Annotated in this window: 12 protein-coding genes and 1 riboswitch; of the genes, 7 read left to right on the top strand and 5 right to left on the bottom strand. The window is 66.9% G+C overall.

From position 1 onward, the window contains the following. Positions 1-93 precede the first annotated feature (93 nt). Positions 94-1290 (top strand): YbfB/YjiJ family MFS transporter, encoded by a 1197-nt coding sequence (locus ACQR1E_RS09020; protein ID WP_316200546.1) that lies wholly within the window; start codon positions 94-96, stop codon positions 1288-1290. 164 nt (positions 1291-1454) lie between these two features. On the opposite strand, the gene ACQR1E_RS09015 is transcribed toward ACQR1E_RS09020, so the two are convergent. The 3 genes from ACQR1E_RS09015 to ACQR1E_RS09005 form a co-directional block, all read right to left on the bottom strand. Next, positions 1455-2237 (bottom strand): molybdopterin-dependent oxidoreductase, encoded by a 783-nt coding sequence (locus ACQR1E_RS09015; RefSeq protein ID WP_316193727.1) that lies wholly within the window; start codon positions 2235-2237, stop codon positions 1455-1457. A 14-nt stretch (positions 2238-2251) separates the two neighbouring features. Then, positions 2252-2905 (bottom strand): cytochrome b/b6 domain-containing protein, encoded by a 654-nt coding sequence (locus tag ACQR1E_RS09010; RefSeq protein ID WP_316187932.1) that lies wholly within the window; start codon positions 2903-2905, stop codon positions 2252-2254. A 214-nt stretch (positions 2906-3119) separates the two neighbouring features. After that, positions 3120-3674: a fasciclin domain-containing protein gene (locus ACQR1E_RS09005; protein ID WP_315715875.1), complete on the bottom strand. Its 555-nt coding sequence runs from the start codon at positions 3672-3674 to the stop codon at positions 3120-3122. Between the two features lie 482 nt (positions 3675-4156). Between ACQR1E_RS09005 and ACQR1E_RS09000 the strand changes: the two genes are divergently transcribed. Next, a complete protein-coding gene (locus tag ACQR1E_RS09000; protein WP_316200543.1) occupies positions 4157-4525 on the top strand; it encodes a hypothetical protein in 369 nt (122 codons plus the stop codon). A gap of 12 nt (positions 4526-4537) precedes the next feature. Here ACQR1E_RS09000 and ACQR1E_RS08995 read toward each other — a convergent pair whose 3' ends face one another. Further along, positions 4538-5725 (bottom strand): DNA topoisomerase IB, encoded by a 1188-nt coding sequence (locus ACQR1E_RS08995; protein WP_434896927.1) that lies wholly within the window; start codon positions 5723-5725, stop codon positions 4538-4540. A gap of 378 nt (positions 5726-6103) precedes the next feature. Between ACQR1E_RS08995 and acs the strand changes: the two genes are divergently transcribed. Both acs and ACQR1E_RS08985 read left to right on the top strand, forming a co-directional pair. After that, entirely contained in the window at positions 6104-8056 is a 1953-nt protein-coding gene (acs, locus tag ACQR1E_RS08990) for an acetate--CoA ligase (RefSeq protein WP_315715872.1), read from the top strand. Positions 8057-8284: 228 nt separating this feature from the next. Beyond that, positions 8285-8779 (top strand): L,D-transpeptidase, encoded by a 495-nt coding sequence (locus tag ACQR1E_RS08985; protein ID WP_409998633.1) that lies wholly within the window; start codon positions 8285-8287, stop codon positions 8777-8779. A gap of 84 nt (positions 8780-8863) precedes the next feature. Here the strand turns inward: ACQR1E_RS08985 and ACQR1E_RS08980 are convergent, their stop codons facing one another. Next, complete coding sequence (locus ACQR1E_RS08980; protein ID WP_315825830.1) at positions 8864-9058, bottom strand: DUF1674 domain-containing protein; 195 nt, start codon at positions 9056-9058, stop codon at positions 8864-8866. Positions 9059-9313: 255 nt separating this feature from the next. On the opposite strand from ACQR1E_RS08980, the gene ACQR1E_RS08975 reads away from it, so the two are divergent. The 3 genes from ACQR1E_RS08975 to purH all read left to right on the top strand — a co-directional run bounded on the left by ACQR1E_RS08975 (position 9314) and on the right by purH (position 14494). After that, the gene (locus tag ACQR1E_RS08975) at positions 9314-10666 is read left to right on the top strand and encodes an RsmB/NOP family class I SAM-dependent RNA methyltransferase (RefSeq protein WP_434842119.1); all 1353 of its coding nucleotides are present in this window, start codon (positions 9314-9316) and stop codon (positions 10664-10666) included. A gap of 242 nt (positions 10667-10908) precedes the next feature. Next, positions 10909-12624 (top strand): heparinase II/III family protein, encoded by a 1716-nt coding sequence (locus ACQR1E_RS08970; RefSeq protein WP_315825829.1) that lies wholly within the window; start codon positions 10909-10911, stop codon positions 12622-12624. A 173-nt stretch (positions 12625-12797) separates the two neighbouring features. Then, a riboswitch (ZMP/ZTP riboswitch) is annotated at positions 12798-12878 on the top strand. Positions 12879-12901: 23 nt separating this feature from the next. Beyond that, positions 12902-14494: a bifunctional phosphoribosylaminoimidazolecarboxamide formyltransferase/IMP cyclohydrolase gene (gene purH, locus ACQR1E_RS08965; RefSeq protein ID WP_316194680.1), complete on the top strand. Its 1593-nt coding sequence runs from the start codon at positions 12902-12904 to the stop codon at positions 14492-14494. Positions 14495-14547: the final 53 nt, after the last annotated feature.

Here is a 14547-nt window from a genome sequence, read left to right as displayed (position 1 = left end):
CGCCTTCTGTCGCGCCGGGCAAGGCTGTACTGTGCTCGAAACTGGCGGCCGAGCAGCATGATTTGCCGGATATGCGCCACGCCGGAGCATGTCTTGCCGATCTCCCGTTCCGATCCGCCGCCGGCCCACCCGGCGCTGACCAACCTCACGCTGTCGCTCGGTCCCATCATCGGTCTCGGCATCGGCCGCTTCGCCTATGCGCTGGTGCTGCCGGACATGCGCGACACGCTGCACTGGTCGTATTCGGCGGCCGGCTTCATGAACACGGTCAATGCCGCCGGCTATCTGATCGGGGCGTTGATCGCCGCGCAGACGGCCCGGCGGTTCGGCGGGCTGACCGCGGTGCGCGGCGGCACGCTGGCGGCTTTGGTCTCTCTCGTCGTCTGCGCCATGACGGGCGATTTCATTGCGCTCAGCCTGGCGCGGCTCGTGACCGGCATCGGCGCCGGCGTGGCGCTGGTGGCCGGCGGCGCGGTGGCGGCGCGGGTCGCCTTGGCGCGGCCGGCGCAGGCGAGCTTCGTGCTGAGCCTGTTCTATGCCGGGCCGCCGCTCGGCATCGTCATCTCAGGCCTGATCGCGCCGTTCGTGCTGCAGGCGTTCGGGCCCGGCTCATGGTGGATCGTGTGGGCGGTGCTCGCAGGCGCCGGCGCAATGCTGATCGTGCCGCTGCTGCTGATGCGGCTTCCAGCGAACGCCGCCATGCCGGAGACGCGCGCGGACCGCGTCTCGCTGCGGCCGATGGCGATCTATCTGTTCGGCTACTTCCTCTACGGCGCGGGCTACATCGCCTATCTCACCTTCATGATCGCCTATGTCCGCGACCTCGGCGGCGGCGCCGCGGCGCAATCCGGCTTCTGGTGCCTCATTGGCCTCGCCGGCTTCACCACGCCCTGGGTGTGGCGGCGCGTGCTGGCGCTCGATCGCGGCGGCTGGCCCACCGCCCTCATCCTCACCATCAACGCGATCGGCGCCGCCCTGCCCTCGCTCAGCCATTCGCCCGTCATGCTGACCTTGTCGGCCGCAGTGTTCGGCATCGCGTTCTCGACGGTGACGACCGCAACGACGGCCTTCGTGCGCTTCAACCTGCCGCAAGCCGCTTGGCCGCGCGCGATCGCGGCGCTGACCATCTCGTTCGGCGTCGGCCAGACGTTGGGTCCGTTCGCCGTCGGCGCGATCACCGATGCGATGGGGAGCCTGACCTATGCGTTGAATGTGTCGGCGGCGCTGTTGCTGTTGGGCGCGGCAATGGCGGCGCTGCAGGGGAAGTTGAAAGCCACCGATCGAGCCTGATCGACGGTGTCGTCCCTGCCAACGCAGGGACCCCTACCGCGGACGCTATCGAGGAATCCGGCTGGTAGTTGCCTGCCTCATCACGGCCTGTGGTTATGGGTCCCTGCGTTCGCAGGGACGACAGCGGAGATTGCGGCCGCCATCCGGGCTCGATTGGCGGGAGATCAGCTCCCGCTGAACGAATTGTACCCCTGATCCTCCCAGTAGCCGCCCTTGTAGTCGTTGGTGACTTCCATCGCGACGACGTATTTGGGGTTCTTGAAGCCGAGCTTGGTGGGCACGCGGATCTTCATCGGGTAGCCGTAGGCGCGCGGCAGGATCTGGTCGGCGAACTTGAAGGTCATCTGGGTCTGCGGATGCAGCGCGGTGCGCATGTCCAGAGGCGAGTTGTAGCCGTCCTTGTCGGCGCAGTTGAACCAGACATATTTCGCACTGATATCCGCGCCGATCAGCTTGAGGAAGTCGCGCAGCGGCGTGCCGGTCCAGGAGCCGATCGCGCTCCAGCCCTCGACGCAGATGTGGCGCGTGATCTGCGTCACCTGGGGCAGCGCCTGCAGCTCATCGAGCGTCCACGACTTCTTGTTGTCGACGAGGCCGCGCACCTCGAGCTTCCAGTCGGCGGCGTCGATCTCCGGCGCCTCGTCGAGCGTGTAGTAGGCATTGAACGGGAACGGCTTGGTGATCGCGCTCTCCGGGAAGGTCGGCGCCAGCGCATCCGGATTGAACATCCAGGCCTGCACCGCGTCGTTGAACTTCGAGACCTTCTTGAGCAGCTCCTCGGCGGTGTCGCCGTCGACGACGTCGCAGCCGGCGAGCAAGGTCAGCGCGCCGAGGCTGGCGCCGCCGGTGATGAAGCGGCGCCGCGTGAGATCGGGCATCACCTTCAGCGAGTCCTTGATCAGGAGCCGCTTGTCGACGCCGGGAATGAGGAACGGACGTTTCGCCATGGTTGTCTCTCCTCTCAGCGGCCGATGATCATCGCGCGCAGGCTCTTCGGCACCAGCAGCGCGAGCAGGATGTGGATCACCAGGAAGGCGCAGATCAGCGCCATGCAGACGAAATGGACGTAGCGCGCCGCCGGATAGTCGCCGAACAGGCTCACCAGCCAGTGCAGCTGCACCGGCTTCCACATCGACAGGCCCGTGAGCACGACGACGATGCCGACGCAGATGATGCCGAGATAGAGCAGCTTCTGCACCGCGTTGTAGACGGTGAGGTCGTCATGGGCGAGCTTGAACGTCAGCGCGGCCTTGAGGTCGGCGACGACGGACGCCGGCGAGATCGGCAGCAGCTTGCGGCGGAACCGGCCGGTGGCGAGACCGGTGACGAGATAGGCAAGGCCGTTCAGCATCAGCAGCCACATTGCCGCGAAGTGCCACAGCAGCGCGCCGCCGAGCCAGCCGCCGAGCGTGAAGCTGCGGTCGAAGCGGAAGTCGAACAGCGGCGAGGCGTTGTAGATCTGCCAGCCCGACATGATCATCATGATCATTGCGACGGCGTTGATCCAATGCATGACGCGCACCCAGGCCGGCTGAACGACCTTGGTCGCGACTCCGGTTACAGGTCCCCCGGTCGCCGCGAGGGTCGAAGGGGCGCTGGTGGTGGCGCTCGTCATGGCGGTCGGCTCCGTCGCTTGCATTTACGTCGCTTGCATTCGTCACGCCAATTATACGCCGGCTCGGTGGGCTCCGTTACACCGCGGCGCCGATCAAAACGATACGCAGAAACTATCGCGTTCACAAAGAAGCGAGCCGGGGGGGCCCGGCTCGCTCCTGGTCACATCCGCGAGGAGGAGGAAGAAACGGACGTGTCCGGTGTCGCGCCGGGCCTCAGGACGCCGGCATCAGCACGGTGTCGACCACGTGGATGACGCCGTTCGACTGGTTGACGTTCGGGATCGTCACCATCGAGGTGCCGCCCTTGGCGTCGACGATCATGACGTTCTTGCCCTCGCGCTTGACGGTGAGCTGCTCGCCCTCGACCGTCTTCAGCATCTGGCCGTCCTTCAGGTCGGACGCCTCGAGCTTGCCGGGCACGACGTGATAGGTGAGGATCTTGGTCAGCGTCGCCTTGTTCTCCGGCTTGACCAGGCTGTCGACGGTGCCTGCCGGCAGCTTGCCGAACGCGGTATTGGTCGGCGCGAACACCGTGAACGGTCCCTTGCCTTCCAGCGTCGGCACGAGGCCGGCGGCCTTCACCGCGGCGACCAGCGTCGTATGATCCTTCGAGTTGACCGCGTTCTGCACGATGTTCTTCGACGGATACATCGCCGCGCCTCCGACCATCACGGTCTTCTCCTCGGCGCTGGCGGGCGCGACGAAGGTCGAGGTCAGCGACAGCGCGCTGAAGGCGGCGGCAGCGAGAAAGGCAATGCGCTTGGACATGGGTAGCTCCCTATGAAAGGCGGCGGCAGAGCCGCGTGATGAGTTCGACTGCGACACCGATGCTGATCTTGAGCGGATGCGCTCTTGCGTCGTGTCAGGCCGAGCTACGCCGCGTTCGGAAGCGAGTTTCGGCGCATAATTTAACGTGATCCGTGAAACCTGCGGCGATCGAGATCGTCTCGCCGACTCATTGAACGAGATCCGCGCCGCATTGTCGCAGCCTGCTGCGAACTGATCAGCTCTCTGTCGGTCATTGGCCGACGCCGATGACCGATCATCGTCGCCATTAACTACAATGCGAGCCGAGCCCGGCCGAACCTGCCGAAAACATTGCGAGTAAGACTTTCTTAAGGTTGATTGGTCGGCACGGCGCCGGCTGCGGGAAGGGGATGTCCTGCACTGTCCGGCGCGATCGGCGGGGGTTTCCTACAGTGAACAGAACGATCTGGATTGCGGGGTTCTGCCTCGTGATAATCTGCTGCTTGCTTGCAACGAAGATGGTGCTTGCCGCGGTATCGCCCGGCGACATCGCGGGCGAAGCGACGTCGTCGCTGATCCGCGAGCCCATTCCCGGCGTTGATACGTTGAACGAGTCCGATCGCAGTTTCGAAACACCGCCGCTCGATCTCAACGAAGGCGCGCGCCTGCCGCTGCTCTCGCGGGCCGTGCGCGCGGAGGGACGTGGTGCGTCGGCTGCCCGCCGCGCCAAGCCGGCCAGCAAGTCGACCGTGCTGCGGCCGGCCAGGCGCGAGGCCGCGCCGGTGAAGACCGCGGCGGCGCCGTGCCGGCAGCTCGATCCGATCGCCCGCTTCCTTGCGTCGGCCAAGATCGGGCCGCGCTGCCAGGCTTGATGAATCGCGGCGTCAGGCCGAGACCGCCGTCACCACCTGCGCCAGCAATTGCTCGCGCCGCGTCTGCGAGCGCTGGCCCTTCATGGTGGCGGCGAAGCGTTCGAGAATGCCGTCCTCGAACGCCGTGACGATGGTGTCGTGCACGTAGCTCTTGCGGCAGATCGCCGGCGTGTTGGTGAGCTCGTCGGCGGCGGCGCGGATCGCTTCCAGGATCTGCTTCTTGCGGCCGCGCGCGCTCGCCGCCGGCGTGATCCGCGACAAGGTCTCCAGCGCCACGGCGGAGGCCATCAGCGTGCGGAAATCCTTCAGCGAGATCTTGATGCCGGCGATCTCGCGCAGGAAGGCGTTGACCTGCGTGGTCGAGACCGCGCGCACCACGCCCTGGGCGTCGCGGTATTGGAACATGCGGCGGCCGGGCACGCCGCGCAAAATGCCGACGGCCCGCACCAGCTTGGCGGCGTCGCATTCCTTGCGCACGGCCTTGCCGCCCTTGGCCTTGAAGGTCAGCACCAGGGAGTCATCCTCGAGCGTGACGTTCGACTTCAACAGTGTGGTGGCGCCGCGCGTGCCGTTCAGCCGGGCATAGGACTCGTTGCCGGGGCGAATGGCCGTGCGCGCGATCAGCTCGATGACAGCAGCGAGCGCGAACTCGCGCGTCGGCTCGTCGCCGGCGAGATGTTTCGACACCGCGCGACGGATGCGCGGCAGCGCGCCGACCAGCTTGGCGAGGCGATGCGCCTTGCGATGCTCGCGCACCTTCTCCCAGTCGGCGTGATAGCGGTATTGCAGCCGGCCGGCGGCATCGACGCCAACCGCCTGCAGATGCAGGTTCGGATCGGGGGCGTAGCGCACCTCGCGATAGGCCGGCGGCACCGCCATCGCATGCAGGCGGCGGATGGTGCCGGCGTGGCGGATCGGGGTGCCGTTGGCGCGGATGAAGGTATAGCTCTTGCCCCGCCTGACGCGGCGGATGGTCAGCGCGGTCTGGTCGCCGAGCTTCAGCCCGATGCGCTTGGCGAGTTCCTCGACCGAGGTCTTGGCATTGCCTTGCGCGTCGGCGGTCTTGGCGTGGGCCAGATCCTTCAAGCTCAGCTTGCGGCGCGGCGGCTTGGGCGGCCACTGGCCCAGCGCTTTCGCGAGCGCGACCTCGGGATCGGCCGGGCCGACCCGCGGGCTCTCGAAATTCTGCTGGTCCATCATTGCTTTAGACGCCCTGCCGTCGTTTTCATCCGCTCAATGCCCCGGAGTCCGGTTTGGTTCCGGCCGGGTTATCCACAGCTTCAAGGCGATTTAGGGCGTGACGGGCCGGATAGCGAGTCCCTAATTTTGGGCAAAGCGGTTTCAAAATACCGGTACGCGCCCCGATTCCGGGTAACCTTGATGCTGCAGACTGTAGCGATCTCCGAGGCGCGGCCGGCGCACGCAACCTCCGCGCACAATTCTTTGATCCTGCTCAGACCGCCTCCCCGCCGAAGGTCCTACTTGTCTTGCCTTGTCGCCGCCGGTTACGCGGACGCATAGTGGGAACAACGATGGCCTGCGCGGGATCGACGGCAGGCCGCATGTGGAGGGTGTGAAATGTCCGAGAAGATCTACGACGTTCCGGCCGAGTGGGCGAAACGCGCCTTTGTCGACGACGCGAAGTACCAGGAGATGTACGCGCGCTCGATCAAGGACCCCAACGGCTTCTGGGCCGAGCAGGCCAGGCGCGTCGATTGGGTCAAGGCGCCGACGAGAATCGAAAACGTCTCCTACGCACCCGGCAACATCTCGATCAAATGGTTCGAGGACGGCGTCCTCAACGCCGCCTATAACTGCATCGACCGCCATCTCGCCACCCGCGGCGACCAGACCGCGATCATCTGGGAAGGCGACGACCCCTCGCAGTCGAAGCACATCACCTATCGCGAGCTGCACGACGAGGTGTGCAGGATGGCCAACATCCTGCGCAACCGCAACGTCAAGAAGGGCGACCGCGTCACCATCTATCTGCCGATGATCCCGGAGGCCGCCTATGCGATGCTGGCCTGCGCCCGCATCGGCGCCATCCACTCGGTGGTGTTCGCCGGCTTCTCGCCGGACTCGCTCGCCCAGCGCATCAAGGACTGCGATTCCAAGATCATCATCACCGCCGACGAGGGCCTGCGCGGCGGCCGCAAGGTGCCGCTCAAGGCCAATGTCGACGCAGCGCTGAACAAGGTCGACAATGTCGACTGGGTCGTCGTGGTCAAGCGCACCGGCGGCAAGATCGAGATGAATCCGAGCCGCGACCTCTGGTACCACGAGGCCGCCGAGATGGTGACCACCGAATGCCCGTGCGAGCCGATGAATGCGGAGGATCCGCTGTTCATCCTCTACACGTCGGGCTCGACCGGCCAGCCCAAGGGCGTGCTGCACACCACCGGCGGCTATCTCGTCTACGCCGCGATGACGCATCAATACGTGTTCGACTATCACGAGGGCGACGTCTACTGGTGCACCGCTGACGTCGGCTGGGTCACCGGCCACAGCTACATCCTCTATGGGCCGCTGGCCAATGGCGCTGTCACGCTGATGTTCGAAGGCGTGCCGAACTATCCGGACAATTCGCGGTTCTGGAACGTCATCGACAAGCACAAGGTCAACATCTTCTACACCGCGCCGACCGCGATTCGCGCGCTGATGCAGGGCGGCGACGCGCCGGTGAAGAAGACCTCGCGCGCGTCTCTGCGCCTGCTCGGCTCGGTGGGCGAGCCGATCAATCCGGAAGCCTGGGAGTGGTATCACCGCGTCGTCGGCGACGACCGCTGCCCGATCGTCGACACCTGGTGGCAGACCGAGACCGGCGGCATCCTGATCACGCCGCTGCCGGGCGCGACCAGACTGAAGCCGGGCTCGGCGACGCGGCCGTTCTTCGGCGTCGTGCCCGAGATCGTCGATGCCGACGGCAAGACGCTGGAAGGCGCGACCGAGGGCAATCTCTGCCTCACCCGCTCCTGGCCGGGCCAGATGCGCACGGTGTATGGCGACCATGCCCGGTTCGAGATGACCTACTTCTCGACCTACAAGGGCAAGTACTTCACCGGCGACGGCTGTCGCCGCGACGCCGACGGCTATTACTGGATCACCGGCCGCGTCGACGACGTCATCAACGTCTCCGGCCACCGCATGGGAACGGCCGAGGTGGAAAGCGCGCTGGTTGCCCATCCCAAGGTGTCGGAAGCCGCCGTGGTCGGCTATCCCCACGACATCAAGGGCCAGGGCATCTACGCCTATGTCACCCTGATGGCCGGCGAGCAGCCGACCGAGGAGCTGCGCAAGGAGCTCGTCGCCTGGGTGCGCAAGGAGATCGGCCCGATCGCCTCGCCCGACCAGATCCAGTTCGCCCCCGGCCTGCCCAAGACCCGCTCCGGCAAGATCATGCGCCGCATCCTGCGCAAGATCGCCGAGGACGAGCCGGGCGCGCTGGGCGACACCTCGACCCTTGCCGATCCCGGCGTGGTCGATGATCTCGTCCAGCACCGGCAGAACCGCAAGGAGAAGCAGGCGTAAGCACGCCGTGCCCCGCGGGCGCGGAGCGCGTTCGCCGCAATCGTCAAGTCTCATCGCACTCCCGCGGCTGATTCCGCGGGAGTGTTGTTTTCAGGTCATTTACTCGCAGACGGAGTTTTCCTTTCCTCATGCGATCTGCGTGCTCCCGGCCGGGGAGCAGGCGCCGCGGAACCGGCTGAGGGGATGACCATGCGGACTGGGGCGGTCAGGCTGACAATGAAGGCGGCGATGCTGGCCGCGTCGGTGATCGGAACCATGGTCACGACGGCCGGCTCTGCGTCGGCCCGTCCCGAGTTGGTCGCCGTCGCCGGCGACTTTTCGCCGGGCACCATCGTCGTGAGGACCGGCGAGCGGAAACTCTATCTCGTGCTCGATGGCAGCCACGCCTTGCGCTACACGGTCGGCGTCGGCAAGGCCGGCCGGCAATGGGCCGGCACCACCAAGATCGACGGCAAGTACAAGAATCCGGCCTGGGCTCCGCCCGCCGACGTCAAGCGCGACAAGCCGGAGCTGCCGGACGTCATTCCCGGCGGCTCGCCGCGCAATCCGATGGGCGTTGCCGCCTTGACGCTCGCCGGCGGCGAATATGCGATCCACGGAACCAACGTGCCGAATTCGGTGGGCGGCTATGTCTCGTATGGCTGCATCCGCATGCTCAACCCGGATATCACCGACCTCTACGAGCGCGTGTCGATCGGCACGACGGTGGTGGTCACGCGCTGAGTCACCGTTGCGATACGGGAGTGCGGCGAACGCGGGACCGGCAAGCCCGGCGCCGAACAACGAAAGCCGAGCGCGGACATCCCGTCAGAAGTCCGAGATGATTCCCTTTTTCTCCCAGTCGCCGTAACGGGTCGGCTCCGGCCCTTTCGGCCCCTGCAACTCCGTCGGCATCGGCTTCGTCTGTTGTGCTGCCAGTCGGCGGCGTTCCTCAGCCTCGGCCAGCGCGCGCTGCGCGGCCGGCGTCAGCGGCTTGCGCGGCGACTCATTGCTGGCGACCACGGCCAAAGCGGCCTTGCCCTTCGGCTCACTCCTGGGCTCATTCTCGGGCTCGTTGCTCATCGTACCATTCCACCATTGAACCGGTTCGTTCCCGACCTCATCAGATCGTGTGCCCACCCATGAAAAAACAGGGCTAATAAAAGCAGAGCCGATTCTTACATTTGGCATATTCCGGTGACAGAGGACCCGCAAGCTGATGGCATGCACCCGATGGTCGCGGAACTGCCTTTCTTCTTTCGCGAGTAATTCCCAGGCATGCCTCCGCCGCGTTTTGCGACCCCTTCCGAAGTCCCAGGCCTGGCGGCACGGCGCATCGCCGCCGACGTGGTCGACGGCGTGCTGCACAAGCATCGCACCCTCGACGATCAGCTCGACGGGACCGGCGCACATCCCGGACTGAAGCATCTGGCCGACCGCGACCGCGCGCTGATGCGCCGGCTGGTCGCCACCACCTTGCGGCGGCTTGGAACGCTCGGTCACGTGCTGTCGCGGCTGCTGGATCGCGGCGTGCCGACCGACGCGCCGCGGGCGCAGAGCGCGCTGCTGATCGGCGCCGCCCAGATCCTCTGGATGGACGTTCCTGACCACGCCGCCGTCGACCTCTCCGTCCGCCTGGTGCAGGCCGACCGCCGCGCAGCGAAATATGCCGGGCTCGTCAACGCGGTGCTGCGGCGCTGCGCGCGCGAGGGCGCAACCCTGCTCGACGATGCCACCGGTCAGCCGCTCGACATCGCGCCCTGGCTGCTCAAGCGCTGGATCGATCATTATGGCGAAGCGACCGCCAGGGACATCGCCGCGGCGCTCGGCCAGGAGCCGTCGCTCGACCTCACGGTGAAGTCGGACCCGGCGCAATGGGCGTCGCGGCTGCATGGCGAGGTGCTGTCGACCGGCACCGTGCGCACCGTGCTGCATGGTTCGGTGACGGTGCTGCCGGGCTTCGCCGAGGGACAATGGTGGGTGCAGGACGCCGCCGCCGCCTTGCCTGCGCGCCTGCTCGGCGACATCAGCGGCAAGGCCGTCGCCGACCTCTGCGCGGCGCCAGGCGGCAAGACGGCTCAGCTCGCCCATGCCGGCGCCCGCGTCACCGCGGTCGACCGGTCGCCGGCCCGGATGAACCGGCTGAAGGACAACATGACCCGGCTGCAGCTGACCGCCGAGACGGTCGTGGCCGACGCCGCCGAATGGCAGCCCGCCGACAGCGGCGGCTTCGACGGCCTGCTGCTCGATGCGCCCTGCACCTCGACCGGCACGATTCGGCGTCATCCCGACGTCGGCTGGTTGCGCAGCGAGGCCGACATCGCCGCGTTGTCGGGCTTGCAGGCGCGGCTGTTGACCAGGGCGGGCAGCCTGATCAAGCCGGGCGGAACCCTGGTCTACTGCACCTGTTCGCTGGAGCCCGAGGAGGGCGAGCAGGTGGTCGAGCGCGTGCTGGCCCAAACCACCGAGCTGCGCCGCGTCCCCGTCACCGCCGGCGAGGTGGCGGGACTGGCAGAGCTGGTCACCCCGGCCGGCGACTTGCGCACGCTGCCCTGCCATTTGCCGCACCAGGACCCCCGGCTCGGCGGTCTCGATGGTTTTTATGCGGCGAGACTGGAGCGGCGGCCGTGAGCGTGTCATCGTGCGCCGTGCGCCGGCCCTGCGTCGGTCGGGCTTTAAGGGCGTCGGCGTTGCGTTAGTCCGTTAAATCCTGATTTTGCACCAGATTCTGGTCCCGCGATGGTGCTGCACCGGGGCCAAAAATGGTGTATCGGCGGCAGTTGCGATCTATGAAGGATGCGCAACCGAATCCCCCTCTGAATCCAAGGCTTGGCGTGTCCGCCGCTCAACGCAGACGCATATCGACGCTGGTGATGGGCCGCTTTGCGCGCAGCCTGATGTCCAACGTCAGCGGTGTATCGGTATCCGTGTCCGGGTTGTGGCCCGGTCGCGCCGACCGACTCATCATTGCGCCGCATGACCTGCGCACGTCGGACGCGACGCGGGCGGCCGAGATCTACGCCGGCCGCTTCGTCTTCGCCGGCAAGATCGTGACCTGCCATGGCCGCTCGATCTTCGACCTGGAGCCGCCGTCGGAGGATTGGGAGGTGGCCCTGCTCGGCTTCGGCTGGCTGCGACATCTGCGCGCAGCCGACACCGCGCTGACCCGCGCCAATGCCCGTGCTCTGGTCGACGACTGGATCACCAACCAGATCGGCCGCCATCCGCTGAGCCGGCGCGCCGACGTGCTGGCGCGGCGGGTGATCTCGCTGCTGTCGCAGGCGCCGCTGGTGCTGGCCGATTCCGACGGCAAGTTCTATCGCCGCTATCTGCGCGGGCTGACCCGCGAGATCCGCTATCTGCGCTATTCGACGATCGACATCCCGGATGGCGCGCCGCGGCTGCAGGTGCTGATCGCACTGTGTTACGCCGCGCTGTGCCTCGCCAACCAGGCCAAGCACATCCGCAGCGCGACCCGGAAACTCTCCGACGAATTGCAGCGGCAGATCCTGCCCGATGGCGGCCACGTCTCGCGCAACCCGGGCGCGCTGATCGAATTGCTGATCGACCTGCTGCCGCTGCGGCAGACGTTTGCGGCCCGCAACATCGCCCCGCCGCCGGCGCTGCTCAACGCCATCGACCGCATGATGCCGATGCTGCGCTTCTTCCGCCACGGCGACGGCAACATGGCGCTGTTCAATGGCATGGGCGGCACCCCGTCCGACCTGCTGGCGACCCTGCTCGCCTACGACGACACCCACGGCACGCCGATGGCGAGCATGCCGCATTCCGGTTTCCAGCGGCTCGACGCCGGACCGATGACGGTGATCGTCGATACCGGTCCGCCGCCGCCACCGCATCTGAGCCATGAGGCCCATGCCGGCTGCCTCGCCTTCGAGATGTCCTCCGGACCGTGCCGCATCGTGATCAATTGCGGCATGCCGTCGACCGGCCGCGATAATTGGCGCGCCTTTGCGCGCAGCACGGTGGCACATTCGACGCTGACCTACCACAACACCTCGTCCTGCACCTTCGTCGAGATGTCGGCGATGAAGCGCCTGCTGCACGGCGCGCCGATCGTATCGGGTCCGACGCGGGTCGAGAACTTCCGCGAGATCGTGCCCGACGGCACCGTGCTGTCGACCTCGCACAACGGCTACGCGGCGAAATTCGGCCTGATCCATCGTCGCGTGCTGGTGGCGGCCGAGGACGGCTCGCGGCTCGACGGCGAGGACACCGTGACGCCGGCGCAGGGCGCGCGGCTCCGCGGCGGCGGATCGGACTACGCGCTGCGCTTCCACCTGCACCCGGCCGTCAAGGCCAGCCGGCTCAGCGACGGCCGCGGCGCCATGCTGGTGCTACCCAATCGCGAGGTCTGGACGTTCGAGACGTTCGACGATCGCGTCGACCTCGAGGACAGCGTGTTTCTCGCCGGCAATGACGGTCCGCGCCGCACCACGCAACTGGTGATCCGGCAGGACGCGCAGCAGGCCCCGTCGATCCGCTGGAGCTTCGTCCGCTCGTCGACGTCCCCGACCGAGACCAACGGGCGCCGCAACGGGCGGAGAGAGCCTGAGCTGCCGCTGTAACACCCTGGCTCTCGCTTCTCAGATCATCTCACATCACCGTCCGTCGAGACGTCCGCCTTCGGCGGGCCCTCGGAACGCGGCCGACGTTCGGGCGGCTCATCGTGAGACGTGCGGCCAAGGTGATCGTTCGATCGGCCACCCGTTGTCGCGGGCGGCAAAAGCTGATATGAGGCCCGCTCTCGCGCGACTGGCGACTTTGGATGGAGCACCATCGGGGAGCGCGGGATTTGACGCCGTGCGCCTGGGCATTTTGAACTCCTGCACAAGGACTCTGCCCATGACCAATCAGCTTCGTCGCGTTCACCGTGCCCTGCTTTCCGTATCCGACAAGACCGGCCTGGTCGACTTCGCCCGCTCGCTCGCCGCGCGCGGCATCGAGCTGGTCTCGACCGGCGGCACCGCCAAGGCGATTGCCGATGCCGGCCTCAAGGTGAAGGACGTCTCCGACCTCACCGGCTTTCCCGAGATGATGGACGGCCGCGTCAAGACGCTGCATCCGAAGGTGCATGGCGGACTGCTCGCGATCCGCGGCAATGATGAGCATGCCGAGGCGATGAAGACCCACGGCATCGCGCCGATCGATCTGCTCGTCGTCAATCTCTACCCGTTCGAGGCCACGGTCGAACGCGGCGCCCCGTTCAACGACTGCATCGAGAACATCGACATCGGCGGCCCGGCGATGATCCGCGCGGCGTCGAAGAACCACGAGGACGTCGCCGTCGTCGTCGACGTCAACGACTATCACGCCGTGCTGGACGACCTGGCGCGGCATGAGGGTTCGACCACGCTGCTGCTGCGCCGCCGGCTTGCCGCCAAGGCCTATGCGCGCACCGCCGCCTATGATGCCGCGATCTCCAACTGGTTCGCCGCCACCATCCAGAACGACGCGCCCGATTACCGCGCCTTCGGTGGCAAGCTGATCCAGTCGCTGCGCTATGGCGAGAACCCGCACCAGCACGCCGCTTTCTACGCGCTGCCCGGCCGCCGTCCCGGCGTCGCCACCGCGCGCCAGCTGCAAGGCAAGGAGCTGTCCTACAACAACATCAACGACACCGACGCGGCCTATGAGTGCATCGCCGAGTTCGACCCGGCGCGCACCGCCGCCTGTGTCATCGTCAAGCACGCCAATCCCTGCGGTGTCGCCGAAGGGCCCGATCTCGTCACCGCCTACCAGAAGGCGCTGGCCTGTGACTCGACCTCGGCGTTCGGCGGGATCATCGCGATGAACCGCAAGCTCGATGCCGCCACGGCGCACGCGATCACCGGCATCTTCACCGAGGTGATCATCGCGCCCGACGCGACCGAGGAGGCGATCGCGGTGATCGCAGCGCGCAAGAACCTGCGGCTGCTGCTCGCCGGCGCCCTGCCCGATCCGCGCGAAGCCGGCCTCACCGCCAAGACCGTGGCCGGCGGCCTGCTGGTGCAGAGCCGCGACAATGCTGTCGTCGATGACATGGAGCTGAAGGTGGTGACCAAGCGCGCCCCCACCGAAGCCGAGCTGCGCGACCTGCGCTTCGCCTTCCGCGTCGCCAAGCATGTCAAGTCGAACACCATCGTCTACGCCAAGGAGTCGGCGACAGTCGGCATCGGCGCGGGACAGATGAGCCGGGTCGATTCGGCGCGCATCGCCGCGCGCAAGGCGCTGGATGCGGCCAGCGCGCTCAAGCTCGCCGAGCCGCTGACCAAGGGATCGGTGGTCGCCTCCGACGCGTTCTTCCCGTTCGCCGACGGCATGCTCGCCTGCATCGAGGCCGGCGCCACCGCGGTCATTCAGCCCGGCGGCTCCGTGAAGGACGACGAGGTCATCAAGGCGGCTGACGAGCACGGCATCGCCATGGTGCTGACCGGCGTGCGGCACTTCCGGCACTGATTGCGCCCACAATCTCCGCCGTCATTCCGGGATGCGCCGCAAGGCGCAGGCCC

It is taken from the genome of Bradyrhizobium sp. HKCCYLRH1030 (assembly GCF_051168395.1).
GTDB lineage: Bacteria > Pseudomonadota > Alphaproteobacteria > Rhizobiales > Xanthobacteraceae > Bradyrhizobium.
Note: the sequence above shows the minus strand (reverse complement) of the source record. Positions and strands in the feature narration are given on the sequence as shown.